This is a genomic window from Chryseobacterium taichungense, assembly GCF_900109935.1.
Classification (GTDB): domain Bacteria; phylum Bacteroidota; class Bacteroidia; order Flavobacteriales; family Weeksellaceae; genus Chryseobacterium; species Chryseobacterium taichungense.
In genome coordinates this window covers 266,186-292,615 of record NZ_FOBV01000001.1, presented here as the reverse complement: position 1 = coordinate 292,615, position 26,430 = coordinate 266,186, and the positions used below count along the sequence as shown (strand labels likewise).

29 protein-coding genes are annotated in these 26,430 nt (G+C 34.8%); 20 read left to right on the top strand and 9 right to left on the bottom strand.

Going from position 1 to position 26,430, the window contains the following annotated elements; genetic code table 11:
- Position 1: 1 nt before the first annotated feature.
- The 3 genes from BMW64_RS01395 to BMW64_RS01385 form a co-directional block, all read right to left on the bottom strand.
- Entirely contained in the window at positions 2 to 400 is a 399-nt protein-coding gene (locus BMW64_RS01395; RefSeq protein ID WP_089998061.1) for a putative signal transducing protein, read from the bottom strand.
- A 2-nt stretch (positions 401 to 402) separates the two neighbouring features.
- Positions 403 to 1,167 carry a 3'-5' exonuclease gene (locus tag BMW64_RS01390; RefSeq protein ID WP_089998060.1) on the bottom strand — a complete coding sequence of 255 codons (765 nt, stop codon included), beginning with the start codon at positions 1,165 to 1,167 and terminating at the stop codon, positions 403 to 405.
- 63 nt (positions 1,168 to 1,230) lie between these two features.
- On the bottom strand, positions 1,231 to 1,974 hold the full coding sequence (locus BMW64_RS01385; protein WP_089998059.1) for a CDP-alcohol phosphatidyltransferase family protein: 744 nt from the start codon (positions 1,972 to 1,974) through the stop codon (positions 1,231 to 1,233).
- 165 nt (positions 1,975 to 2,139) lie between these two features.
- Here BMW64_RS01385 and BMW64_RS01380 point away from each other — a divergent pair, with 165 nt between their 5' ends.
- From BMW64_RS01380 to BMW64_RS01340, 9 genes are all read left to right on the top strand, one after another.
- Positions 2,140 to 4,071: an LTA synthase family protein gene (locus BMW64_RS01380; protein WP_089998058.1), complete on the top strand. Its 1,932-nt coding sequence runs from the start codon at positions 2,140 to 2,142 to the stop codon at positions 4,069 to 4,071.
- A gap of 167 nt (positions 4,072 to 4,238) precedes the next feature.
- Complete coding sequence (locus BMW64_RS01375; RefSeq protein WP_089998057.1) at positions 4,239 to 4,655, top strand: DUF2147 domain-containing protein; 417 nt, start codon at positions 4,239 to 4,241, stop codon at positions 4,653 to 4,655.
- Between the two features lie 109 nt (positions 4,656 to 4,764).
- On the top strand, positions 4,765 to 5,745 hold the full coding sequence (locus tag BMW64_RS01370; RefSeq protein ID WP_089998056.1) for a pyruvate dehydrogenase complex E1 component subunit beta: 981 nt from the start codon (positions 4,765 to 4,767) through the stop codon (positions 5,743 to 5,745).
- A 123-nt stretch (positions 5,746 to 5,868) separates the two neighbouring features.
- Entirely contained in the window at positions 5,869 to 7,863 is a 1,995-nt protein-coding gene (locus tag BMW64_RS01365; protein WP_089998055.1) for a KUP/HAK/KT family potassium transporter, read from the top strand.
- A 67-nt stretch (positions 7,864 to 7,930) separates the two neighbouring features.
- Positions 7,931 to 8,404, top strand: a complete 474-nt coding sequence (locus tag BMW64_RS01360) for a Fur family transcriptional regulator (protein WP_029294631.1) — start codon at positions 7,931 to 7,933, stop codon at positions 8,402 to 8,404.
- On the top strand, positions 8,397 to 10,157 hold the full coding sequence (locus tag BMW64_RS01355) for an OstA-like protein (RefSeq protein WP_089998054.1): 1,761 nt from the start codon (positions 8,397 to 8,399) through the stop codon (positions 10,155 to 10,157). Before BMW64_RS01360 ends, BMW64_RS01355 begins: the two co-directional genes overlap by 8 nt.
- Positions 10,158 to 10,563: 406 nt before the next feature.
- On the top strand, positions 10,564 to 11,739 hold the full coding sequence (locus tag BMW64_RS01350; protein WP_089998498.1) for an aspartate aminotransferase family protein: 1,176 nt from the start codon (positions 10,564 to 10,566) through the stop codon (positions 11,737 to 11,739).
- A gap of 268 nt (positions 11,740 to 12,007) precedes the next feature.
- The gene (locus tag BMW64_RS01345) at positions 12,008 to 12,394 is read left to right on the top strand and encodes an START-like domain-containing protein (protein ID WP_089998053.1); all 387 of its coding nucleotides are present in this window, start codon (positions 12,008 to 12,010) and stop codon (positions 12,392 to 12,394) included.
- Positions 12,395 to 12,469: 75 nt separating this feature from the next.
- Positions 12,470 to 13,279 carry an aminotransferase class IV gene (locus BMW64_RS01340; RefSeq protein ID WP_089998052.1) on the top strand — a complete coding sequence of 270 codons (810 nt, stop codon included), beginning with the start codon at positions 12,470 to 12,472 and terminating at the stop codon, positions 13,277 to 13,279.
- Positions 13,280 to 13,361: 82 nt separating this feature from the next.
- Here BMW64_RS01340 and BMW64_RS01335 read toward each other — a convergent pair whose 3' ends face one another.
- Positions 13,362 to 13,946 carry an N-acetylmuramoyl-L-alanine amidase family protein gene (locus BMW64_RS01335; RefSeq protein WP_089998051.1) on the bottom strand — a complete coding sequence of 195 codons (585 nt, stop codon included), beginning with the start codon at positions 13,944 to 13,946 and terminating at the stop codon, positions 13,362 to 13,364.
- A gap of 108 nt (positions 13,947 to 14,054) precedes the next feature.
- Positions 14,055 to 14,603 (bottom strand): YqgE/AlgH family protein, encoded by a 549-nt coding sequence (locus BMW64_RS01330; RefSeq protein ID WP_089998050.1) that lies wholly within the window; start codon positions 14,601 to 14,603, stop codon positions 14,055 to 14,057.
- A gap of 24 nt (positions 14,604 to 14,627) precedes the next feature.
- Between BMW64_RS01330 and pdxH the strand changes: the two genes are divergently transcribed.
- On the top strand, positions 14,628 to 15,275 hold the full coding sequence (pdxH, locus tag BMW64_RS01325) for a pyridoxamine 5'-phosphate oxidase (protein WP_089998049.1): 648 nt from the start codon (positions 14,628 to 14,630) through the stop codon (positions 15,273 to 15,275).
- Between the two features lie 80 nt (positions 15,276 to 15,355).
- Here pdxH and BMW64_RS01320 read toward each other — a convergent pair whose 3' ends face one another.
- Complete coding sequence (locus BMW64_RS01320; RefSeq protein ID WP_089998048.1) at positions 15,356 to 15,646, bottom strand: HU family DNA-binding protein; 291 nt, start codon at positions 15,644 to 15,646, stop codon at positions 15,356 to 15,358.
- Between the two features lie 399 nt (positions 15,647 to 16,045).
- Here BMW64_RS01320 and panD point away from each other — a divergent pair, with 399 nt between their 5' ends.
- A complete protein-coding gene (gene panD / locus BMW64_RS01315) occupies positions 16,046 to 16,396 on the top strand; it encodes an aspartate 1-decarboxylase (RefSeq protein WP_029294648.1) in 351 nt (116 codons plus the stop codon).
- A gap of 1 nt (position 16,397) precedes the next feature.
- The gene (locus BMW64_RS01310; protein WP_089998047.1) at positions 16,398 to 17,426 is read left to right on the top strand and encodes a lysylphosphatidylglycerol synthase transmembrane domain-containing protein; all 1,029 of its coding nucleotides are present in this window, start codon (positions 16,398 to 16,400) and stop codon (positions 17,424 to 17,426) included.
- A gap of 112 nt (positions 17,427 to 17,538) precedes the next feature.
- On the opposite strand, the gene BMW64_RS01305 is transcribed toward BMW64_RS01310, so the two are convergent.
- Complete coding sequence (locus BMW64_RS01305; protein ID WP_089998046.1) at positions 17,539 to 18,144, bottom strand: hypothetical protein; 606 nt, start codon at positions 18,142 to 18,144, stop codon at positions 17,539 to 17,541.
- Between the two features lie 179 nt (positions 18,145 to 18,323).
- Complete coding sequence (locus BMW64_RS01300; RefSeq protein ID WP_089998045.1) at positions 18,324 to 20,381, bottom strand: M3 family metallopeptidase; 2,058 nt, start codon at positions 20,379 to 20,381, stop codon at positions 18,324 to 18,326.
- 213 nt (positions 20,382 to 20,594) lie between these two features.
- Here BMW64_RS01300 and BMW64_RS01295 point away from each other — a divergent pair, with 213 nt between their 5' ends.
- The 8 genes from BMW64_RS01295 to rimM all read left to right on the top strand — a co-directional run bounded on the left by BMW64_RS01295 (position 20,595) and on the right by rimM (position 25,368).
- Positions 20,595 to 21,128 carry an SRPBCC family protein gene (locus BMW64_RS01295; protein WP_228400818.1) on the top strand — a complete coding sequence of 178 codons (534 nt, stop codon included), beginning with the start codon at positions 20,595 to 20,597 and terminating at the stop codon, positions 21,126 to 21,128.
- 247 nt (positions 21,129 to 21,375) lie between these two features.
- The gene (locus BMW64_RS20825; RefSeq protein ID WP_228400817.1) at positions 21,376 to 21,564 is read left to right on the top strand and encodes a hypothetical protein; all 189 of its coding nucleotides are present in this window, start codon (positions 21,376 to 21,378) and stop codon (positions 21,562 to 21,564) included.
- Positions 21,565 to 21,594: 30 nt separating this feature from the next.
- Complete coding sequence (locus tag BMW64_RS20820) at positions 21,595 to 21,825, top strand: GreA/GreB family elongation factor (RefSeq protein WP_228400816.1); 231 nt, start codon at positions 21,595 to 21,597, stop codon at positions 21,823 to 21,825.
- A 93-nt stretch (positions 21,826 to 21,918) separates the two neighbouring features.
- Entirely contained in the window at positions 21,919 to 22,554 is a 636-nt protein-coding gene (locus BMW64_RS01285; RefSeq protein ID WP_089998044.1) for a DoxX family membrane protein, read from the top strand.
- 55 nt (positions 22,555 to 22,609) lie between these two features.
- Positions 22,610 to 23,122, top strand: coding sequence for a nitroreductase family protein (locus tag BMW64_RS01280; RefSeq protein WP_089998043.1), 513 nt, complete (start codon positions 22,610 to 22,612; stop codon positions 23,120 to 23,122).
- Positions 23,123 to 23,314: 192 nt separating this feature from the next.
- Positions 23,315 to 24,154, top strand: a complete 840-nt coding sequence (locus BMW64_RS01275; RefSeq protein ID WP_089998042.1) for a T9SS type A sorting domain-containing protein — start codon at positions 23,315 to 23,317, stop codon at positions 24,152 to 24,154.
- A gap of 102 nt (positions 24,155 to 24,256) precedes the next feature.
- The gene (locus BMW64_RS01270; protein WP_089998041.1) at positions 24,257 to 24,814 is read left to right on the top strand and encodes a 30S ribosomal protein S16; all 558 of its coding nucleotides are present in this window, start codon (positions 24,257 to 24,259) and stop codon (positions 24,812 to 24,814) included.
- 11 nt (positions 24,815 to 24,825) lie between these two features.
- Complete coding sequence (gene rimM, locus BMW64_RS01265) at positions 24,826 to 25,368, top strand: ribosome maturation factor RimM (RefSeq protein WP_089998040.1); 543 nt, start codon at positions 24,826 to 24,828, stop codon at positions 25,366 to 25,368.
- Between the two features lie 27 nt (positions 25,369 to 25,395).
- Here the strand turns inward: rimM and BMW64_RS01260 are convergent, their stop codons facing one another.
- Positions 25,396 to 26,328 carry a transcriptional regulator gene (locus BMW64_RS01260; protein WP_089998039.1) on the bottom strand — a complete coding sequence of 311 codons (933 nt, stop codon included), beginning with the start codon at positions 26,326 to 26,328 and terminating at the stop codon, positions 25,396 to 25,398.
- Positions 26,329 to 26,430: the final 102 nt, after the last annotated feature.

Sequence of the window (26,430 nt, the reverse complement as noted above, 5' to 3'; positions counted from 1 at the left end):
TTTAATGGGTAAACTCATTTCCACAGTAATAACACACGAATTTATGGCTTGTCAGAATTGAAATACCAAAAAAACTTGTCGCGCTGTCATCCCTGTAAATATGATTGGATCCACATTTTGGGCATACAAAGTCAAATTCTGGATCTGCAATGGTATGTTCCACTTCCAGGGAAAATACTTCATTTTCTTTGTAGTCCTCCAAAACCTGATGCGCCTTTTCAAGGTCTTCTTCAAAAACCTGTAGCTGAATTCCTCCAACCGCCTGTGAAAGAAGCCAGTCCGACTGGATCAGCTGTTCATTGGCAATAAAGCTATTGATGCCGCCTTCAGCCAGAATCTGCTTGTCTCTGTTTGCCTGCAGTGCCGTTTCGTAAAATTTGAATTTAACAAGTTCACTCATTATTAAAATCTGCTTGATAATTGGATTTTAGTAAAGACTTTTTTAGTGTACAGCGGAAATTCTGCATTCTGAAGCCACCCGAAGTATCCCAGATCTTTCTTGAAAACAACTTTTACGCACTGTCCCTTATATTTTCCGAAGTTGAAAACTTCTTCTAGTTTTTCGTTATAACCGATAAATCCTGCAAGATCTGCATGTTTATTATGGAACGTAAATTCACTCAGCGGTCCGATTTCATTCGGAATATCATCATACTTTCCGACCTGTGCATCCAGCACTTCAAAAGTTGCCATCACATCAGCTTCAGCAGAATGGGCATTTTCCAATGTTTTCCCGCAATAAAACTGGTAGGCGGCACTCAGATTTCTTGGTTCTTTTTTATGGAAAATCGTCTGTGCATCTACCAATCTGAATTTACTTAGATCAAAATCAATTCCTACTCTCAGTAATTCTTCTGCCAGTAACGGAACATCAAAACGGTTGGAATTAAAGCCTCCAAGATCACTTCCGGAAAGCATTTCCATGATTTTCGGAGCAATTTCTTTGAAAGTCGGAGCCTCTTTTACATCTTCATCATAGATTCCATGAATCTCGCTACATTCTTTGGGTATTGGCATTTCCGGATTTACCCTCCAGGTTTTGCTTTCTCTTGAAGCATCAGGATTCACTTTTAAAATACAGATTTCAACAATACGGTCTCTCCCGATGTTGGTTCCTGTTGTTTCTAAATCAAATATACAGAGCGGTTTATGTAATTTTAAGTTCATTTGTTATAATTTGAAAATTTGAGAATGTGTTAATTTGAAAATGGAATCGCAATAAAATCAATCTTATTTCAATTGTTTTTGAAAGATAAGAGAAATTAAGATATAATAAATGATGACTAAAGGAATTCCGACCGTTTTAAAGAAGATTAAAATAATGATAGCCCCAACTAATAAAGCAATTTTTGGATAATTATCCTGCAGTTTCATCGATTTGAATTTCATCGCAATCATTTTGATCGGACTAATTAAAAGCCAAGATGAAAGTATTGTTAATAGTAGCCATATCTCTGAACCAAAATTGAAATTTATACTTAAACTTCCAAATTGATTTGTTGGTTCTTGTTGAGTATGTATTTGTAAAAAATAATAAATTCCAAATATAAGTATAGTGTTACTCGGAGTATTTAATCCTTTAAAATAATATTTCTGTTCTTCGTCCAGATTGAAAATTGCCAATCTTAAACAAGAGAATAATGTAATTAATAATCCGAAATATTTAATCTCAAAAGGCAAAGAAAAACCAAACAGATCAGTTCCAAATGGTTCAAGTATTTTAAACATTGTCAGGCCTGGAACCAGTCCAAAACTCACCATGTCTGCCAATGAATCCAGCTGAACACCCAGATTGGAATTTGCTTTTAAAGCCCGTGCTACAAAACCGTCAAAAAAATCTAATACCAAAGAAAAAATCAGGCAGATAGCGGTCGTCTGATAATCTCCCAAAATAAGGTGAATGGCCCCTACACAACCTGAAAATAAATTTCCCAGAGTGATAACGTTGGCTAAATTATTTTTAATAAAATTCATAGTCACAAAATTAATAAATTAATGTAACAATGTATCAATTTAACGGTGTATCAATTATTTCTTCATTCCGAATCGTTACACTGTTCCATTAGTTCATTCGTACACTATTACGTTGATATATTGCTATATTGTTTAACTGTTGCATTATTTTGATAAATTTGCGCCATGAAATTGTTTAAAGAATTTAGGAAACAGGAACTTCTGGTATTGTTGTACCGGATTTTTTTAGCTTATTTTTTCTATCAGATTGCGCGGTTTTTGTTTTGGTATTTTAACCGCGGATTGATTAAAGTTGATTCTGTATCAGATTATTTCAGCTTGTCTTTTCACGGAATCGCATTCGATACCACCGCAATTTTATATGTCAATGCACTTTTTATTCTGTTGAGCATTATTCCAATCATCATTAATACTAAAAAAGGATACCAGAAATTTCTCTTCTGGCTTTACTTTATCACCAACGGAATTGCTTATGCCATGAATTTTGGTGATATGGTTTATTTTAAGTTTTCCCAAATGAGGCTGACTTCCGCTGCGTTTCAGGTTGCACAGCATGAGAATAATATTTTTAAGGTTTTCACATCGTCGGTTATTCAGAATCCTTTTGTACTCATTTGGTTTGTAGTTTTAATGGCATTATGGATTTTCCTGTATAAAAAGGTAAAAATAACCGAATGCAGACCTGTAAAGCTGGTTCCGTATTTTATTTGGTCCGTAATTATGCTTTGTATAACAGCGGTTCTGGCAGTTGGGGGTATACGCGGCGATTTCAAACACAGCACAAGACCTATAAATTTGGTGGATGCCAACCGGTTTGCAAAACTGCCTTCCCAGGGAAATATGGTGCTGAACAGTACTTTTTCATTTTTCAGGACTTTAAATACCAATAATTTTAAAGAAGTCCATTTTGTTGATGAGAAATTTATCGAAGAAAATCTTCATCCTTATAAATTATATGAAAGGAAGGTTGCCGAGAAGCCTAATATTGTTATTTTTATTGTAGAGTCTTTTGGCAGAGAGTATTCCGGGGCTTTTAATGAAGGTAAAAATATAAAAGATTACGTCTCTTATACACCTTTTATGGATAGTCTCGCCGGGCAGAGTCTTATTTTTCCTAATACTTTTGCCAACGGGAGACAGTCAATTCACGGAATGAGTTCTGTCTTGGCTGGGATTCCGAGTTTGACGGATGCTTTTACAAGTTCACCTTATTCAAATCAGAAAATACAGTCCATTGTCTCTGTCTGTAACGAAATGGGATATGATACTTCTTTTTATCACGGAGCACCGAATGGGTCGATGGGCTTTTTAGGTTTTGGTAATATTTTAGGCTTTAAACATTATTTCGGCAAAACAGAATACCATAATGATAACGATTTTGATGGGATGTGGGCGATCTGGGATGAACCTTTTCTGCAATATTTTGCTAAAAATGTAGGGAAAAAGCAACCTTTCATGACTACTGTATTTACGGCATCTTCCCACCATCCGTTTAAAATTCCTGAAAAATATAATGGGAAATTTAAAAAAGGTAAGAATTCGATGCATGAGCCTATCCAATATACTGATTACGCGATAAAAAAATATTTTGAAACCGCCAAAAAACAGCCTTGGTTTAAGAATACAATTTTTGTATTCACAGGAGATCATACCAATGAAGTATATTATCCTGAATATGAAAAAATTATGAACCGTTTTGCTGTTCCTTTATTATTTTATTCTCCAAATCCTGAATATCAATTAAAAGGAGTAAATAATGAGTTTGCCCAACAAATTGATATTTATCCTACTCTGGCAGACCTGATTGGGTACAATAAAAAAATCAGAAGCTGGGGAAGAAGTTTAGTGAGTGAAAAACAAACCGCTCCGATCATTGCTAATTCAGATGGTTCCGTGGAACAGTTTATTATCGGAAATTATATTTACCGTTTCGACGGGAAAGAAGTGGTTGGGATTTTTGACAAGACTGATCTTGGACTGGAGAAAAACCTGATGGATCAACTGAAAAGTAATCCGGAAGCTCAAAAAGGAATATTGATTGCTAAAGCATGGTACCAGGACTATATGAACAGGGTAATCAACAGGAAATTATATTGATCTGAAGGTTAAAATTTGTCAAAATCCGTTTTAACTATTTGACTTAAAGCATATCTATCTAATATATGTTCCGGATAATAAATGTTTTTGTTATTTGGAAATTAATTTCTATTTTTAGCAATATATAGATAACGAAATTATTTTATTACAATTAAAACTATAAGAAAATGAGAAAATTATTATTAACCTTTATTCTTTCTTTCGTGGGTGTCTTTTCATTTGCACAGATTGAAGGAAAATGGAAAACGATAGATGATAAAACCAAACAGGCAAAATCTATTGTTGAAATCTATAAAAAGGGAGACCAGTACTATGGAAAAGTTTCCCAGCTTTTAATAAAACCTGAAAATCCAAATTGTGTAGATTGTAAGGATGACAGAAAAAACAAGCCTATTCTTGGAATGGAAATCATCAGAGGTCTGAAAAAAGATGGAGATGAATTTACCGGAGGTACTATCACAGACCCTAAAGATGGAAAAACATATAAGTGTACCATTAAAAGGGAAGGAGATAATCTGAATGTGAGAGGTTATATTGGGTTTTCTCTTATTGGAAGGACCCAAATATGGCATAAAGTTAATTAATTACCATTAAATAAAATTAATAAACGGCATTTCAATAAATGAGATGTCGTTTTTGCTATGTGAATAATAAAAAAACACTATTTTTGTACTCTAAATTTTTCAAAAAGATATGGCAGAATATACTTTTCGTGAGGTAATTGCACAAGCAATGAGTGAGGAAATGCGTAAAGACGAATCTATTTATTTGATGGGTGAGGAGGTCGCAGAATACAACGGTGCATACAAAGCTTCAAAAGGAATGCTGGATGAATTTGGTCCTAAAAGAATAATTGATACACCAATCGCTGAACTTGGTTTCGCAGGGATCTCTGTGGGAGCTGCAATGAATGGTAACAGGCCAATCGTAGAGTTTATGACATTCAATTTCTCATTAGTGGGGATTGATCAGATTATTAATAATGCTGCGAAAATCCGTCAGATGAGTGGTGGTCAGTGGAACTGTCCTATCGTTTTCCGTGGTCCTACAGCTTCTGCAGGTCAGCTGGGTGCAACTCACTCGCAGGCTTTTGAGAGCTGGTATGCCAACTGTCCGGGATTAAAAGTAGTGGTACCTTCAAACCCTTACGATGCGAAAGGATTGTTAAAAACAGCAATTCAGGATAATGATCCGGTTATTTTCATGGAATCTGAGCAGATGTACGGAGATAAAATGGAAATTCCTGAAGAAGAATATTATTTACCAATCGGAAAGGCTGACATTAAGAGAGAAGGAAGCGATGTTACGTTGGTTTCTTTCGGGAAAATTATGAAATTAGCAATTCAGGCAGCTGAAGATCTTGCTAAAGAAGGAATCTCTGTAGAGGTAATCGATCTTAGAACAGTTCGTCCTTTAGATTACGATACCGTTTTAGCTTCTGTGAAGAAAACAAACAGATTAGTAGTTCTTGAAGAAGCATGGCCATTTGGCTCTGTGGCTTCTGAGATTACATATATGGTTCAGCAGAAAGCTTTTGATTATTTGGATGCTCCGATCAAGAGAATTACCACTCCTGATGCACCTGCTCCTTACTCTGCAGCTTTATTTGCTGAATGGTTTCCAAAACTTGAAAAAGTAAAAGAAGAAATCAAAAAAGCGATGTACGTGAAATAATTAACATAATTATAGAAAAAAACTTCCGAAAGGAAGTTTTTTCATTTATTATATTCATGAAGAAAAATTCTTAGGGTTGTAAATTTGATTTAAATTTGCGCGTTTAAAATAAAATTAGCTGATATGGCAGAAGTTACAGAAGGCGGTCATCATTTTGACATTAAGAAGCTTTCTTTCATTGGAGTCTTGGTTTCTCTGGGGATCGTTTTCGGAGATATTGGTACTTCACCGCTTTACGTAATGAAAGCAATCGTCAATGCAAGAGAGAGCGGAAGCACGATGCCTTTTAATGAATATATTGAAGGAGCTCTTTCCTGCATTATCTGGACACTTACTCTTCAGACGACAATAAAGTATGTAGTAATCGCTCTTAGAGCAGACAACAAAGGAGAAGGAGGGATTCTTGCGCTTTTTTCACTGGTTAAGAATCTGAAGAAAGGCTGGCTGTATCTCATCGCTATTGTAGGAGCTGCCGCACTTATCGCAGATGGTGTTATTACGCCTTCTCTTACCGTGATGTCGGCCATCGAAGGTCTTGAAATTTACAATCCTCATACACCCGTTGTTCCGATTACAATTGCGATCTTAATTGTTATTTTTGTCGTTCAACAGTTTGGAACAAGCTTTATCGGGAAATTCTTCGGACCTGTCATGGTCATCTGGTTTCTGGTATTAGGCGGTTTGGGATTGTCTCATTTAAGCGAAAATATGGAGATTCTGAGATCATTCAATCCGTATTATGCTTATAAGCTTATTGCGCATTCACCAAGTGCCATTATTATTTTGGGAGCTGTCTTCCTTTGTACAACGGGAGCAGAGGCGCTTTATTCAGATTTGGGACACTGTGGTGCAAAAAATATCAGAGTAAGCTGGGGATTTGTTAAAATCATGCTGATTCTTAATTATTTAGGACAGGGAGCATGGCTTTTAATGAATTATAATAAACCGGGCTTTTCTGTTGTTAATCCTTTCTTCGGAATTATGGAAGAATGGATGGTTATTCCTGGCGTTATTCTGGCGACAGCTGCGGCAATTATTGCGAGCCAGGCTTTAATCACGGGTTCGTTCACCATTTTCTCAGAAGCAATGTCTCTGAATTTATGGCCAAACCAGAAAATCGATTATCCTTCGGGGGTAAAAGGACAGATGTATATACCGAGAATCAACTGGGGACTTTTATTATTCTGTATTATTGTGGTGCTGCACTTTAGGGAATCCGGGAAAATGGAAGCTGCTTACGGTCTTTCCATTACCGTGACGATGTTGATGACAACCATCCTTTTGGTATATTGGCTTTTAAAACACAGAGTAAACAAGATTTTAATTCTTGTATTCGCCTTGGTATATATGGCTATTGAATTAGGTTTCTTTAGTGCCAATGTCATTAAATTCATGGAAGGAGGCTGGATAACAGTTGTTCTGGCTGGTTCCATCGGAGTATGTATGTATGCATGGTACAACGGAAGGCTCATCAAGACCAAATTTATCAAGTTTATCAAGCTGGAAAATTATATTCCTATCATTAAAGATATGAAGCTTGACGAAACAATTCCTAAATATGCTACCAATCTCGCTTATCTGAGTAGGGCCAAAAGAAATGATGAAATAGAATCAAAAATTATCTATTCAATTATTAAAAAGCAGCCGAAAAGAGCAGATCATTATTTCATTTTAAGTATTACCAATCAGGAAGATCCGTACACCTTTAAATATGCCGTTGATGAAGTACTTCCGGGTACGATTTATAAAATCAATTTTATGTTAGGTTTTAAAATCGACCGAAGAATCAATGATTATTTTGATATGGTATTAAGGGATATGATGGCAGACGGAACAATCCCTTCAAGAAGTAGCCATCCTTCACTAAGAGCGCACAATATTCCGCCTGATCTAAAGTATGTGATCATAGATAATACCTATATCAACGATATACTTCTTACGGTAAAAGAGAAAATTATCCTTAATATTTATAATTTCGTTAAGTATATCGGTAGCGACGATTTCAAGGCTTGGGGGATCACTTCACACAATGTAGAGGTGGAATCTGCACCAATGACAGAAGATTGTGTAAGCAAATCCAGGATAGAGCAGTGCGGTTTTATTCGTCATAATAGTTAAATTCTTTAACATTCGGGTACAATATGTATTTAAATAAAAATCAATAAATTTGTATATAATTTTTTTGATGGATACAATACAAAAAGAAAAAAATATTGCACTTATTAAAGATGTTTTAAGGAATTATTTGCTGGAAAAAGGCTTTCGCAATACTCCTGAAAGATATACAATATTAGAAGAGATTTACAGTATGGATCATCACTTTAATGTCGATGATCTGTACCTTTTGATGCTGCAGAAAAAATATCATGTTTCCAAGGCAACAATTTATAACACCATTGAGATTTTCCTGGATGCAGGGCTTATCCGTAAGCATCAGTTTGGTGAAAAAACGCTTACTTCTTCTTCCTATGAAAAGTCTTATTTTGATAAACAGCATGATCATTTAGTGATTTACAAAAAAGATTCTGACAAGGAAATTGAAGAAATTATAGAATTTTGCGATCCGAGAATCCAGGGAATTAAAGAAGCTATTGAAGAGGCATTTGGGGTAAAGATTGATTCTCATTCGCTGTATTTTTATGGTACAAAGAATGACTAACCGTTCCTTAAGGCTGTTCATCGGCCTTTTCGTATGTATTTCTTCGCTTATTTTTGCACAGGACAATCAAAAACCTCTGCAGAAAGATCCCTATTTTACGCCTAAGACCGTTCCGCAGAAAAATACTCCGCCTCCTGAAAAGGTAAAGCATATACACTCTGATGAATTGCGGAAGGATCCTGCCAAATACGACGGCAATAATTATTTTACAGGAAATGTACAGTTTGAGCATCAGGGATCTCTGCTGAATGCGGACCTTGTGATTGTTTATGAAGGTCAGAACTTTGTGAAAGCTATCGGAAATGTAAAGCTGCAGAATGCGGATGGCTCAGTAATCACCGCTGATGAAATGGAATATGACGGCAATACCCAAAGAGGAATTGCAAGAAAAAATGTAGTACTTACAGATCCTAAAGGAACAGTGATCAAAACTGAAACCATGTATTACGACAGGGTTTCCAATCAGGCTTATTACAATACCGGCGGGACAATCAATGATGGGAAAAGCACCACATATTCGAAATCTGCAACCTATTTTCTTGCAACACGAACCATTGATCTTTCGGGGAGAGTGAAAATTGAAGATGCGCAGTATATCCTGGAAGGTGATAATGTTGTTCAGAATCAGAATACGAACATTGTAAACATCAACGGACCAACTACAATTATCAATAAAAAGAACCCTAAAAACCGTATTGTTACGGATAAAGGGAATTACAATACGAACACGAAAGAAGCTTTTTTATATAAGAATTCGAAAGTGTTTTATAATGATAAAATCCTTACCGGAGATGAAATGTATTACAATCAGCTTACCGGTTTCGGAAAGGCAACTGGAAATGTAACACTGGATGATCCTAATGAAAAAAGATGGATCAAAGGCGGGTACGGAGAGATTTTTGAAAAGAAAGATTCTGCCATGATGACTAAAAATCCCTACGCTGTAAAAGCTCTGGAAAAAGATTCTATGTATTTTGCGGCTGAAAAGATCATATCATTTCAAAAACCGGATTCTTCAGATGCTACCGTTAAAAAAAGTTTTCTGAGAGCATTCAGAAAAGGCAGATTTTATAAATCAAATGCCCAAGGTAGAGCAGATTCAATTGCCTTTAATGAAACGGACGGGGTGCTGCATATGTACAGGGAACCTATTCTGTGGAGCAACGGTAAGCAGGTGACAGGCAATAAAATAGAGGCTTATTTTAATACGCAAAAAGAAAATATAGATTCTCTCAAAGTAATTGGAAATGCTTTTGCAATCAGTAAAGTAGATTCGCTGAATATGAAGGATGAATTCAATCAGGTGAAAGGAAAGCTGATGACGGTATATTATGGAGAAGGTAATAATATCAGAGAAGCAAAAGTGATTGGAAATGCTCAGGCAATTACCTATTCTGATGATGAAAATACGCAAACCAAAAAAAAAGAAAGAATAGGAATATCTGTTAGTACCTGTGGAATTATCGATGCTATTTTTGAAGAAAAAGCGCTATATGTTGTAGAATGTAATATCGGTGCGGCTTCAGATACATTTCCCATGAGTATGATTGAGCCTTCTAAGCGTAAATTTCCGGATTTCAACTGGAATACCAAAGACCGTATTTTAAAATGGCAGGACATTCTGGTAGACTCTCCAAATTATCCTGAAATAAAATATGAGTCGGATACTACTTTATATGATTCGGCACAAAAAGTGATCGAAGACGAAAAAGCTAAAGAAGAAGCCAAAAAACCAAAACGCGTCAGAAAATAAGGCTCTTGTAAGAAATATGATAACCCGCTATTCTATGTAGTGGGTTATTTTTTTGGTTTAGATTGATGAGAGATTCTTTTTATAAGTTTCAGATTTTGTGTTCGTTCTTTAAAGATCTCTAAAATGTGATATCTTCATATTATTGTATTTTTAATAGTTTTTAAATAATTAAATTAATCATTTGTTTTAATTATAATTATTAAATTTCATTTTTTTTTATTAAATATGTATTCGAATTGTTTTTTTGCATATATTTGAATGAGAAAATAATTAAGCTATATTAATATTTTGTGATTTGGTGGTGTCGCTTACAGTTTTACTGTAAGCGATTTTTTTATTCTATCGGTTTAATTTCGGCATTTGATGAATGTTTTTTAGCTTTGCTGAAAAATTTTCAATGGATAAAATGCAACAGGATTTTTTTACATATCAGGCACAAACCACAAAATTTGCCGCAGGTTTTGAAGTGGAAAAAGCAGAAGGAAGCTATATTTACGGCACCGACGGAAAAAAATATCTGGATTTTGTAGCCGGTGTTTCTGCAAATACATTGGGACATTCGCATCCGAAAGTCATAAATGCCATTAAAGAGCAGGCAGATAAATATCTTCACGTGATGGTGTATGGTGAATATGCTCAGGAAAAGCCGGTAGCTTTATGTAAGCTTCTCGCAGAATCAACACCTGATCCATTAGAAATTACTTATTTGGTAAATAGTGGTGCAGAGGCTATCGATGGCAGTCTGAAACTTGCAAAAAGGTATACGGGAAGAGAAGAAATTGTCTCATTTAAGAATTCTTATCATGGAAATACTCATGGAGCATTAAGCGTTTCCGGAAATGAAAATCACAAAAGAGAATTCCGACCGCTTCTGCCGATGGTAACGTTTATTGAATTCAATAATGAAAATGATTTTGATAAAATTACCGAGAAAACAGCCTGTGTTATCATGGAAACTATTCAGGGAGCTGCAGGTTTTCTGGTTCCTGACAGGGATTATTTAATTAACCTTAAAAAAAGATGTGAAGAAGTCGGCGCATTGTTGATTCTTGACGAAATACAGCCCGGATTCGGAAGAACCGGGAAATTGTTTTCTTTCGAACATTTCGGAATTGTTCCCGACATCGTGGTAATGGGAAAAGGAATGGGTGGCGGAGTGCCGGTGGGCGCATTTATGAGCTCAAGAAAAATCATGGAAACACTTTCGCATTCCCCGAAATTGGGTCATATAACTACCTTTGGCGGAAATCCCCTGATTGCAGCTTCAAGCTATGCAACCCTTAAGGAAGTGCTGGAAAGCGGATTGATGGATGAAATTAAAGAGAAAGAAAAATTATACAGAGAACTTTTAGTTCATCCAAAAATTCAAAATATTAATGGAAAAGGATTAATGTTGGCTGTAAATCTTGGTTCGCCGGAATATACTTTACATGTTGCAAAAAAATGTATGGAAAAAGGATTGATAGTTTTCTGGCAGCTCTACAGAAATGAATACCTCAGAATATCACCACCTCTTACAATTTCAAAAGAAGAAATTACCGAAGGCTGCAAAATTATCCTGGAAGTTTTAGAAGAAAATTAATAAGAATTAATACGACAAGGGCATCGAAATTTTTCGATGCCCTTTGATTTGCTTCATATTGAAGCATTAATTGTTTAATTTGAATGTTTTTAAATATATTTAGTTGTGAAAATCATTCCGGAAGGTATATTTATAATATAATTTTACGTAAAGCAAATATTTGAAAATCTCTGACAAATGTCATGAAGATTGTGTAAAAAAGTAAACACATTTTTGTGTAATAAAAAAATTAATTTATATATTGCGGGACGATTAAAACAAAGATTATATGGCGAAACATAAAGTCCATTACGAATTTCCAATGCATTGCTTATCAGAGATTTTATATGAATATCTGGCCACTGCAGAGGGATTATCTGAATGGTTTGCGGATGAAGTAATAGAGAAAGGAGATGATTTCTTTTTTAGTTGGGGAGGAGGTCCTGCCGAGAAGGCAACTTTAATCAGATATAAGCCTGAAGGTTTCGTGCGTTTTAGATGGGAAGAAGATGAAGGAACGAAGCATTTCTTTGAAATGACAATTACAATCGACGATATTACAGAAGATCTTGCTTTAAATATTACAGACTTTTGCGAAGAAGGAGACGAAGAGGAAAACGCAATGTATTGGGAAAATCTTATCGAAAACCTTAGAATAAAATTAGGTGCCGCTTAAACGTAAGCAGTATTTGCAGATAAAACTGATGAACGATTTATCGTTCATTATTTTTTTATAATAAATCAGATTAAATTGGAAAATCAATATTTTACATCGGGAGAATTAAATATAAAGAACAGAGCATTTCTGCTTGGAGATGCGGTGAAGGTTTCATTCTTTATAAGAAATTCAAAGTTAATCATGGATGAAGAATGCTATTTTTTTCTGATGGCTTCCATGAGGAAAATGAGACTCAATATTCCTTTGTCATACACGCTAGAATTTTTCCAGTCGACTTTCAATAAAGATATTATCGAAGGAAAGGGAATTCAGAACGGAATCATTAATTTTCAGGTCTTCAGAAATAGGGATGGTATTACTTTGTCAAAATCTTACGTATCATATTATTATGAGGTTACGGCAATGGATGATGTATTATCAATCCATGAAAGACTGCTGGAACTGGATTTAATCAAAGAAATTAACGTTAATAACAATCTTCTGAGCAATATCCGTGTCCATAGTCCGGAAAATATTTATGGTGAAATTTACGCGCAGGAAAATGATCTTGATGACGTAATTTTCCTAAATCCGAACAAAAGAATTGCAAGGGCGATATCCGGTAATCTTTTATTTCTGGAAGGGGATATGATTAAAATACCGAAACAAACCGAAGGAGCATATATTTCGCCTTTAATGGAAAACTTTGTTACCTTTTTACATAAAAATAATCTTGCCGATATTCAGGAGCACGAAATTATTGCATTTGAATCTCAGAAAGCTGAAGAAATTCTTTTGATATCTGATGAAAAGGGAATTTTTTCGGTAGGTAAAATAAGAAATAAAACTTTTGGAAGCGCTAAGTTCTCAGGATTGGTAGAAGCCTGGAAAAGCAGCTTTTAAAATTGACAAACCCGGTAAACAACAAAAATTTTCAAAGTCCTTTACCGGGTTTTATTCCGAAATTATCAGAATTGTTTCTTATTTAGTATTCATTAAAAACTTCAATGAATTTTTGAGCAATTTCTTTTTGACCTTTTTTGCTGGTTAAATATTCTCTGTCTTCTGTATTATTCATAAAGCCCAGCTCTACAAGAACAGTAGGTGCTTTAGATTCTCTTAAAATGTGAAGATTTTTTTCTCCCGAAATTTCACATGGATTAAGTTTTTGAGAAATTTGCTGAGCCAGCTTTTTTGATGCTTCCGTACTTTGAGTATAAACTTCCTTTCCAAATCTTACAGATTCCTGATGCGGGCTGCTGTTCATGTGAAGAGAAACCACTATTTCAGGATTCAGTTTGTTGATCAAAGTGCTTCTGTCAGCTAGTTGTAAATAGGTGTCGTTATCTCTAGTTAAAATAACTTCGTATTTATCCTGTACATTATTGAATTCCCGGATTTCCTTAGCGATATTAAGAACAACATCTTTTTCGTAGATGCCATCTCTGTTAGCGCCCATGTCATTACCGCCATGGCCTGCGTCGATGATAATTATCTTTTTGTTTTCAGGAGTGAAAGATAGAAAAGCAGCAGAAAATACTGATATAGCAAGTAGTTTGATTCCTTTCATATCGGCTGAGTTTTTGGTTAAGCAAATAACGGAAATTATTTGCTTAAAATTGGTTAACGCCTTCCCAAAATTTTGTTAAAATTATCAGGGATGAATTTGTAACTTTTTCTAGTTGAGTGAGATATCTTCAGGAGAATTTGCCCAAAGTAAGTATTCGCCTCCCAAATTCTGCATGATAGATTTCCAAAGCGTCTGATCGTTCGGCAAAGTGTAATCAAGATTATAGACGTCAACTACGGTCCACATTTTTCGCTGTATTTCGCTGTCGAGCTGCATCGATGTCCATCCTGAATAACCTGAAAATATTTTTACGTCATTGATATTCAGTTCGCTGTTTAAAATGGCGCTGATAATATTTTCAATATCTTCTGTCAGATAAAATTCTGGAGTAATCTCTACAAAAGTTTCCGTTACTTTTTTCCCTTTAACGATAAAGAAAACCTTATCATTTTCCACGGGGCCTCCATCGTAAACTTCGATCTTAAATTCGAACAGATCTTTGAATTTGTCGCTCATCTGGCTGTTTTTTTTATTTAATATTAAGCCAAATGCACCCTGTTCGTTATGTTCTATAACCAATACTACCGATCGGGAAAAAATATCACCGGAAATGTCAGGTGTGGAAATTAATATTTTACCTTTGTAGGAGTAATTCATACTCAAATTTAATAAAAAATATTTATGGAAAACCTGCACGATAAAAGAAAAGTGTACGAGAGATCCCAACTTATTGAAAGTGAGATAAAACAAAATCCCATTGAACAATTTCGGGACTGGTTCATCGAAGCGAGCGATAATCCCCGTATTTCTGAAGCTAATGCAATGGCGGTTTCGACAGTAGAGTCAGACGGATGTCCGCGTACGAGAATGGTACTGTTGAAGGCATATACGTACGAGGGATTTATTTTTTATACCAATTACGACAGCAGAAAAGGAAAAGCAATTGAGAGTACACATAAGGCATGTCTTCATTTTTTCTGGCCAAATCTTGAAAGGCAAATCATTATTAAGGCAAATCTTGAACGTATTGCTGAGAATCTGAGTGACGGATATTTTCACTCAAGGCCGAAAGGAAGCCAACTTGGAGCGGTAGTTTCACCACAAAGTCAGGTGATTCCGGATCGGAATTTCTTGGAAGAAAAACTGAGAGCGCTTGAAAAAGAATATGAAAATGCAGAAGAAATTCCAAGACCGGGTAACTGGGGAGGATATATTGCAAAACCGTATGAAATAGAATTTTGGCAGGGAAGACCCAACCGTTTGCATGACCGGATTATCTATGAATTAATTGACAATCTCGACTGGAAAATTTCGAGGCTGGCACCTTAAGGATCATAAAGCCTTCAAAGCCATTTTTCCATAAAAAAACCTCATCAATGATGAGGTTGCTTTTTACTTAATCTGAATGATTATTTTTTCTTAGCTCCTGAAACTGCATTTGAAAGGTCAGCTCCTGCTTTGAACTTAGCAACTTTTTTAGCGGCAATTTTGATTGGTTTTTTAGTTGCAGGGTTAATACCTTGTCTTGCAGCTCTTTCTGCTACTGAGAAAGTACCGAATCCTACTAAAGAAACTTTTCCATCTTTTTTCTTTAAAGTAGTCATTACGTTATTGATGAATGATTCTAAAGCAGCTTTAGCTGCAACTTTAGTGATACCTGCATCTTTTGAGATTGCGTCGATTAATTCAGACTTGTTCATAATTTTTCTAATATTAAAGTTAGTTCGTATAATAGCAAATATAATACTATTTTCTATATGTGCAATTTTTTTATAAAAAAATAAATAATTTTTTTGTTTTTACGTGAAAATGATTAAAATATGATAATTCTCTTTTTTACGTAAAATGTACGTTACACGTTACTAAAATCATGCCAAATGCTTATGTATATTGACTTTATGAGAATCATAATATTATTTTCTGTATTTATTAAATCCTAAATTATAACTAAAGTATTAACAGTTTTAGAATATATTTACTGATTTTACAATTAAAAACTCTAAAAATTATATTTAAAGAAATTAAAATGCTGTGACTCTGATAGTTTTAAAATAAGTCTAAAAAAGCGTTTTATTGATTTTTATTAATAAATTTGCAGTATGTTAATAGAAGTTTTTAAGTCTAAGATTCACAGGGTGAGAGTTACGGCTTCTGACCTTAATTATATCGGAAGTATTACCATAGATGAAGATCTTATTGAAGCAGCCGGTCTTGTCGTAGGAGAAAGAGTATATATTGTAAATGTAAATAATGGTGAGCGTTTTGATACGTATGTGATTAAAGGTAAAAGAAAATCAGGCGAAGTTTGCCTCAACGGTCCTGCCGCAAGAAAAGTGCAGAGAGACGATATTATTATCATTATTGCTTATGCGCAGATGACTCCTGAAGAAGCCAAAGATTTTCAGCCGAAAATTGTTTTCCCGGATGAAAAGACCAATCTTTTGACCTAAACTGATGGAGAAAAATACAAAGAGCCCTTTAAAATCAATTCTTACAATAGTAATTTCGCTTGCTTTTGCAGGCTTTTTTTTATGGCTTGCCCTGAAAGATTTTGATTATGAATCATTCAGGAAGTCTATCTCAAAAGCAAACTACTGGTGGGTTTTATTAGCAGCATGCTTCGGGATCGCGGCTTACTGGTTTAGGGCAATACGCTGGAATCTGATGCTGGAGCCCATGGGACATACAATCTCAAATTCCAATTCGTTGTGGTCTATTTCTTTTGGATATTTAATGAACCTTACCATTCCCAGAAGTGGTGAAGTCGCAAGAGCAACAGCTTTGTATGGTGTAGAAAAAGTTCCTGTAGATCAGTCTTTCGGGACTATTATTCTGGAAAGAGTTGTGGATCTCGTTTGTATGGTGGCATTTCTGGGTCTGACTTTATTATTTAAAGGGGAAGCTATTTATTCTTTTTATAAAAATTCAGGCATACAATTTAACCCTAATAAAATTTTAATCATTCTGGGAATTCTGATTGTCGGAACGGTTTTATTTTTTGTTTTTAAAAAAAGATTGGCAAATATTCCTGTTTTAGATAAGATCATCAGATTTATTGATGGTGTTTTTGAAGGGTTGACTTCCATATTTAAATTAAAGCAAAAAGGAAAATTTATTATTTACACCATAGGCATCTGGATTTCGTATTATTTTGCAGCTTATCTTGTATGTTTTGCACTACCGGAAACCTCAAATTTTACTTTCGATGACGGCTTTTTAATTCTTGTCGTAGGAACCCTCGGAATGATTATCCCAGCAAGTGGTGGAATCGGCGCTTTCAATCTTGCTATGAAATATGGTTTTATGGCATTATTCATTTCTATGGGTAAGAGTGGTGCATTAGGAGGAGAAATCGGATTAACCTATTCTTTTATTTCATTACCGTTGCAGATCATTATCATGTTGACGATGGGACTTATCTCCATTCCGATGTTGGCCAGAGCGAGAAATAGTATGGTCTCAGAAAAAGAAATTGCATAATAATTTTATATTCTAAAATAGAAAACGATCGCTTAAAAAAAACGATCGTTTTTTTGACTTTATAATTTACATCCTCAGATATTTAATGTTTATATTAGAGCACTAAGGGTGTCTAAATGGTAATTACCGATCCTTTATAAAACTTTGTACAATCATAAAGATCCGAAAAGTATTGATACATCTCCGGTTGTAAAGAAATTCCATATCTTTTTTCACTGTATCCTTTTTCTGCCAGCGAGTAGAGCACATTGTGGTCTTGCTTTAAAAAATTGAACAGATATTTTTCTTCTGAATTTGCCATTCCTGTAAAAAAGATGGCATAAATCACAAAATGATTGAAAGCTTCGGAATTGATTTTGAAGGAAAGTTTACTTTGTAAATAATCTTCATATCCTGAAAGAATGTGCTGGAAATTTTCAATACATAGCGGATTTGAAATATCGTAAAATATATCAATTCCATGGATAAAAAGCTGGGTTTTCAGCTCTTCAGGATCAGAATTGTATTTAGCGTCAAACCAATTAAAAATACTGATGAATTCTTCCTTGGAAAGCGTCTCGATATTATCAAGTGTCTTTCTTTTTATGATTTCAAGACTTGCTTTTTTATCATCTTCAAGGTAAGGAAGCATTCCGTTTTCTTCGCAGCAGAGTCTATTATAAAGATTGATCTTTGCGCTGACAGGATCTGTTTTTATAAAATATAGTTGATCTTTCATAATATTGTGCAATACCTTGTTTTTGATTTTACTAAAGGTAATGAAAATAAAATGAAGTCAATCACTAATATTCCTGACTTTTAACCATTATTTAATAATAATTTACACCCTCGTCTAAGTTTTAAGACTGATAAAGGAAACGATAACGTCTTCCATTATCAGTCATTTTGTTAAAATAATTATCCGAATGCTCGCTTCAGTAAACTTTCCACTTTCGGTTCGCTTCCTCTAAAGCTTTTGTACAGCTCCATCGGATCTTTTGTTCCGCCTGAAGAAAGAAGGATTTTATATTTTGTGGCAATGTCAGGATTGAAAATTCCATTTTCTTTAAAATACTGAAAAGCGTCAGCATCCAGAACTTCCGCCCATTTGTAAGAATAATATCCGGCAGAATATCCACCCTGGAAAATATGCGAAAAGCTTGGGCTCATCGCCGTTTCAGGATTTGTAGGGTAAAGTTGAGTTGCTTTAGTGTATCCATCTTCAAACTCCTTAATAGTCTTATTCTCCAGCTCTTCAACTTTCGTATGGTAATTCATATCCAGTAATCCAAAACCAAGCTGTCGCAAGGTCTGATAGCCTTCCATAAAGTTTTTCGATTGTGCTATTTTCTCGATTTTTTCATCGGGAAGAACTTCACCGGTTTTATAATGCTTGGCAAAAGTTTTTAGGAATTCCGGTTCATAGCAGAAATTTTCAAGGAATTGCGATGGTAGTTCCACAAAATCCCATTTCACAGAAGTTCCGGAAAGGGTCGGATAGAGTGTATTGGCGAGCATTCCGTGAAGGGCATGACCAAACTCGTGGAATAAAGTGGTCACCTCCTGGAACGTCAATAAACTAGGCGTATCTTTTGTCGGTTTGGTAAAATTACAAACAATAGAAATATGAGGACGGGAATTTTCTCCGTTCTTCTGATACTGGTTTTTATAGCTTGTCATCCATGCTCCGGCTCTTTTGCCTTTTCGCGGAAAATAATCTACATAAAGTAAAGCTTTGAAATTTTTTTCAGGATGGGTACTTCCAGCTTCTGACTTTCTGCTTCCTGCCTCAAAGACCTCATACACTTTTACGTCTTCATGGTATTTTGGGAGGTCGTTTCTTTCCACGAAAGTCAGTCCGAAAAGCTTGTTTGCCAATCCGAAAACAGCATCCTGAACCTGATTTAATGGAAAATAAGGCCTTAATTCTTCATCATTGAGATCAAATTTAGCTTTACGAAGTTTTTCGGCATAAAAAGCATGGTCATACGCCTGAATTTCATCGATTCCGTCTGCTTTTGCTAATGATTTTAATTCTTCGATTTCTTTGTCGGCATAGGGTTTTGCTTTGGTTAAAAGCTCATTTAGAAAATCACTAACTTTTGTTGGAGATTTTGCCATTCTTTCTTCCAGAACATAATCTGCATAGTTTTTATAGCCTAATAATTCTGCCTTTTGCTGCTTTAAAGTAAGAAGTTCCTTAATTAAATTCTGATTATCAAACTCACCGCCATCAAAAGATTTCTTTCCATTGGCCAATGCCAGCTCTTTCCTTAATTCACGGTTTTCCGCGTACGTCATAAAAGGAACATAGCTCGGATACTGCAGCGTAACTACCCAGCCTTCAAGATTTCTTTCTTTTGCTTCTTCGGCGTATTGTTCCATGATAGCATCAGGAATTCCTGCCAAATCTTCTTTTTTCGTGATGTGTTTGAAATAACTGTTGGTGGAAGCCAGTACATTTTGCCCGAACTGTAGGGATTTTACAGACAGCTCCATGCTGATTTTTTTCAGTTTTTCTTTGTCTTCCTCATTGAGCAAGGCTCCGCTTCTTACGAAACCTTTATACGTCTCATTCAAAAGCATTTGCTGTTCGTCGTTCAGGTCGTATTTCTCTTTTTCGTGGTAAACTTTTTTAATTTTTTTAAACAAAGCTTCATTTTGAGAAATTTTTGAAGAATATTCAGTCAGAATCGGCGAAACTTCCTGAGCGATCTGCTGAAGCTCATCACTTGTTTCTGCTGAATTTAAATTGAAAAATATATTGGAAACCACATCCAGTTGTTCACCAGAATAAGCCAGTGCTTCAATTACGTTTTCAAAAGTTGGCTCTTCAGGATTGCTGACAATGCCATCAATTTCTTCTTCTGATTTTTTAATTAATTCCCTGAAGGCAGGAAGATAATCTTCATTTTTAATTTGATTAAAAGGTGCTGAATGATATGGTGTGTTAAACTTTTCTGTTAAAATATTCATGTTCAAAATTTTAATTCTTGTAAATTTAATGATTCTCTTGAATCGACAGCAAAATTGCTCAAAAATGATGCCTGAATAAGAAGATGTGACAGAATTACGGTAGTTGATAAATCTTGTCATATGCGAAGTGGAGATTATGGTGAATTGATTATTTTTAACAACTATTTCAAACACTGCTCACTGAAAAAAAATTAATCTTAAATAATATGGACTATGAAAACAATTTTAAAAATTCTAGGTGTCATTATTCTTCTCCTTGTAGTATACGCAGTAATTGCCATGATTGCCTTTGGGGGTAATTATCACTATGAAAAATCTATGGTTATTAAAGCTCCGAAAGAAAAAGTCTGGCAACAGATAAGCTCTATGAAAGCTTTTAATCAATGGAATCCATGGATGAAGCTGGATCCGAGTATGAAAATTATCTATTCGGGAAACAGCGGTGAAATAGGTGATAAATACTGTTGGGACAGTAAGAATGATGACGCAGGAGCAGGTTGTCAGGAAATCAAAGATCTGGCAACAAACCAAAAACAGAAAACAGAAATGATTTTTAAAAGACCTTTTGACGGGCAGGCCACTTCCGAAATTAAACTTTCTCCTGAAGGAAACGCTACAAAAGTAACCTGGACGATGGACATGGAACAAGACGCCATGATGAAAATAATGAGACCAATGATGGATTATCAGATGGGAAAATCCTATGAAGAAGGCCTTACTAATCTTAAAAACTTAGTTGAAAAATAAAACTAAAGCCCTGCAAAACTTCTGCAGGGCTTTTTTAGGCATATAGCATATCAAAATAATCGTTGAAATATTTTTCAGTCCTTTCGAATATGCTTGGTTATTTTATCTTTTTCTTTGTTATAAAATCTGATCATATTATAAAAGCATTCGCTAATCAATAATCGCATAGGTACTTATTACAAGTTTTTAACATATTCAAAAGTATGAATTATGTAAAAAATATTATCTTTATATAAAGATTAGATGTATGGAGAAGACAGTATTTGAGAAAAATAACATAAGAGATTATGTAAAAACCGTGATTGCCGAAAAAATAGAAAGGCTAAAAAACTTTATCGAATTTACTTTAGAAGCAAGCCGCGATATTAAAAAAACTCCGAAATATGACAGCATGCGTGAGGAAATGCAGGAAGAAATTTACCAGATGCAACGTTAGTTAGGAGCTTTAAATGATCTTAAGAGAAATATGGCCAAAGTCCTGAACAATTCTACGGAAAGGGTTCAGCTAGGTTCTTTGGTTATTACCAATAAAGCAAGGTTTTATATTTCCGTTTCTTTAGGAGAATTCTTTTTTGAAGGCGACAGATTTTATGCAATTTCCGCTGAAAGCCCTATGGCAAAAAAGATGATGGGCATGAAGCCTGGTGATGAATTTACCTTAAATAAGATTCATCAGAAGATTATAGAAGTCATTTAATTTCATTATTCCCCAAAAATAACTTCAATTTTATTGGAGTTTTATTTTTATTTAGTACCTTGCAATACATATTATATAACATAAACTATTATTATGAGATTCGAAAAACTAAGAACAAACACATTCAATCAATGGATTATTATTCATTTACGTTATCTTTTGGGCTTTGCCTTTTTTCCTTCCGGACTTGTGAAGGTCATGGGAGAGAGATTTACAAGGGTTTCCACTTCAGAGCCTATCGGTTATTTTTTTGAAGCTTTATATCAATCGGGATTTTACTGGAATTTTCTCGGGCTGACACAAGTGATCGCAGGGATATTGTTGATGACCCAGCGTTTCGCAACTTTAGGAGCGCTTGTGTTTCTGGCAATTTTGAGTAATATTTGGATTATTACACTTAGTTTGTCTTTTCAGGGTACATGGATTATTACTTCTTTGATGATGATCGCTATTCTTGTACTACTGATTTGGGATAAGCATAAGATTTTGCCATTACTCAGCTACAATAAATCATATTTAGTAGAACAGTATTCCGATCCGGATCGTCTCTGGATCATTTCAGGAAGCATTTATGCAATTTGTTTCATCAGTCTTCAGCTGTTGGGGCCTGCCAATGCAAATGTATTCACCCGTTGGTTTTCTCTGTTTCTTGGTGTTGTGATACTTATAACTTTCTTTACAAGTAATATAATGGCTTACAGGAAAAGGAAATTGTTGTTAAATAATTAAAAAAATAAGTAAGACATAAATAAAGTATCAGATAACATATTGTAAATTTGTTGTTATGAATAAATCAGAAGTTTTAAAAGAAATCATAGCGCAAAGACGTAGTATCTTTCCTAAAGATTATACTGATACGGAAATTTCTCAGGAAATTATAGATGAAATTGTAAATTCTGCAACCTTTGCACCTAACCACAAGCGTACAAAACCCTGGCGTTTTAAAATATTTAAAGGTGAGGAAAAATCAAAATTAGCTTCAGAAATGCAGGCTATTTACAAATCAACCCAGCCGGAACAGCTCTTTTTAGAAAAGAAATATAACGATATTGGTTTTAAAATCAATAAAGCGGATGCTGTAATTTCTATTGTGGTTAATTTCAGTGGAATGGTTCCGGAATGGGAAGAAATTGCTGCCGTTTCCATGGCGGTTCAAAATATGTATCTTACCTGTACGGCGAATGAGATCGGCTGCTACTGGAGTTCTCCTAAAATCGTAGATCACCTGAAAGATTCTTTAACGATTGAAGAAAACCAGAAATGTCTGGGATTATTTTATATGGGAAATATGATGTAAAGCAAAAAAAATAAATTTATATAATTGCTTTATTTTAATTAAAAAAATAAAGCATATTTTCATTTTGTTTATAATTTTTTTTCATCAATTCTAGTTTAAAGGAAAATATCAGATCTGCTTCATTATGAGGCAGATCTGTTTTTTTTGACGGTAAAGAATAATTATGTAATTTCAAAAATTAAAAGCAATTGTATGAAAAAAAATTTATTACTTCTTAAAGTGGTATCTGCTATTCTGTTCAGTATTGGCCATATTCAGATTAACGGTCAATGTGCCAATCCTGCAAATGTGTATTCTTTTAACTATAACGGAAAAACGTATCAGGTCGTTAAAGAAAAAAAGAATTGGATTGATGCTGCGGCTTGTGCCGTGGAAAAAGGAGGCTTTTTGGCTGAAATAAATGACCAGAACGAACAAAATGCTGTTTTTTCAGGAGTTCAGAATGCCGGCATTATTAACAGTAATACTATGGCTCCGGATGGTGGAGGGGCTTCTTATGTATGGTTGGGAGGAAATGATATGGCCGTTGAAGGAACGTGGATCTGGGATGGAAATAATGACACAACAGGAGCGGAGTTCTGGCAAGGTGATTACACGGGAAGTCCTGTCGGAGGGCTTTATAATAATTGGGGAGGTGAACCGGACAACTTTAATTCTTTCCAGCATGCTTTAGGACTTGCTCTTACTGATTGGCCTTTTGGAGTAGCAGGGCAATGGAATGACGTGTCTCAGGATAATACATTGTATTACGTTATTGAATACAATACTTTGCTGGGGACTCAGGATCTTTCAGACTCTTTTAAAAAACTTACCATTTATCCTAATCCTGTTACGGATTTTCTCACCATTGATAGTCAGGATAATATAAAAGAAATCTTAATAATGGATGCTTCGGGAAAAAGAATTAAATCAATTCGAAGCAGTGACTTATCTGATCAAATAGATTGCAGGGGTTGGACCGCTGGGATTTATTATCTAAGGATAAACTATCAGAATAAAAACTCACTATTATATAAGATAGTAAAAAAATAATCTTAAAATTATCGTGTTACCTATATTGGATTTTAAAAATTTATGTATCTTTGCACTCTTAAAATATTTAACTGGGACGAGCTCCCTTAAAATTCAAACATTATGTCAGTAAAAATCAGATTACAAAGACACGGTAAAAAAGGAAAACCTTTCTTCCACATCGTGGTTGCAGATTCTAGAGCTAGAAGAGATGGTAAATTCATCGAGAAGTTAGGAACTTACAACCCAATTACTAACCCTGCAACAATCGATTTAAATGTTGATTCTGCTGTAAAGTGGTTAAACAACGGTGCTCAGCCAACTGATACGGCAAGAGCTATTCTTTCTTACAAAGGTGCTCTTTACAAAAAACACTTACAAGGTGGTGTTGCTAAAGGAGCTTTTGATGAGGCTGAAGCTGAAAAAAGATTCAATGCTTGGGTAGAAGCTAAAGAAGCTAAGGTTCAAGGTAAAGTTGAAGGTTTGTCTAAAGCGCAGGCTGATGCTAAAAAAGCTGCTTTAGAAGCTGAAGCTAAAGTAAACGAAGCAAGAATCGCTGCTGCTGCACAGGCTGAAGCTGATGCTAAGGCTGCTGAAGAAGCTGCTAACGCACCTGCTGAAGAAAATACTGCTGAAGGAGAAGCTGCTGCTGAATCTACAGAAGAAAACACTGAAGCATAAGAAAGCCCTGTATGCGTAAAGAAGATTGCTATTTATTAGGAAAAATCACACGCAGACACGGACTTGCGGGAAACGTAATCCTTAAACTGGATACCGATCAACCCGAGCTTTACAATAAACTGGAATCAATATTCGTTGAAATCAACGGATTATTGGTTCCTTTTTTTATTGCAAAAACAACCTGGAGCAAATCTGATGCGCTCAATATCTTATTTAAAAATTCTACCGAAGCTTTGGTAGATCAGTCTTTAGGCAAAAATGTCTATTTGCCGTTATCCACATTACCTAAACTTTCAGGGAAGCAGTTCTATTATCATGAAATCATCGGCTACAATATTGTTGATGAAAATGATAACGACTGTGGTGTAATCAGATCTGTAAATGATCAGACCGCACAAACGTACTTTATTACCAATCTCGACGGAAAAGAAGTCGTAATACCCATGATCAAAGACTGGATTCTTGAAGTGAACAGAGAAGAAAAATTCATCAAAATGCAGTTGCCGGAAGGTCTTATCGATGTTTTTCTGGTTCCTTCCAAAAAAGATGAATAATTTTTCTTAACATAAAGAAATTCATTTTTAAAAATTCACTTTTTCATATATCTTTTCAATCTGTACATACATTTTATTGAAAAATATTTTCCGGTCCCGATTGCCGGAAGTATTCAGTGACTTTGAATTTTTAATCTGATGCTCAAAGTAATTCTGTGTTTCTTTACAGGTTTTTTCATCGTTAACTAAAATATATCCAAACATATTAGTAGGAATCGCAAAAAGAGATTGCTGCGGGTGATGAAAAAAAATGTCATTCGAAAGATGCATTAGTTCATTTTCATATAAATGAAATTTTGGATTGCTTTCTGTTTTTTGTTCAATATATTCTATTAATTCCTTCAGTTCTTTTAGGATGATCTGTGCTTCATGATTTTTCAGAAGGCCGGTTTCGTAATAGTAAATAATCTGCTGTAAAATACTGGAAACCGTCATGTCGTTCCATAATTCAATCACATTTTGTTCTTCATATTTTTTTCTCAGCTCTTTAGTATTAAGTTGGAAATTTGGAGAAGAAAATTGCAGGAAAGGGACGAAAACCTGTTTTGCATTCAGCAGATTCATCCAGACATAAATTTTAAAACGAGAAAGCAATGTATCGGAAAGCGTATAAAAAAATGGAATGTCTTTCGCTGAATAATAGATTGTCATTTTATCGTTTAGGGGAAGATTTTCGAAAACATGAAGGTTGTTTTTAAAGAAAGATTCCAAATCCTCAGTTTTGGCTACAGCAGAAGTTTTTCTCACAACGATTTGATGATCAGAAGCCTGGAACTGATCTAATGAAATCTGAAAATATTTTGCCAGTTCAAGAGCTTCCTCAAAACTGAATTTCGCTTTCAGTGAAGTTCTCCGGTGAGCAGCGTCATAACTTATATTAAGAATATTTGAAATTTCGTCATTAAGAGACTTGTCACCAATCTTTCTCCGAATCTGCTTGAGTAAAAGTTCCTGATACATGTTTTGCGATTTTCACAAATTTAGAAATTTATTTTAATTTTTTTCCGCATTCATTTGCGCAGTTTCTGCTAATAATTTTGAATCATCAATTTTTAAAAAATG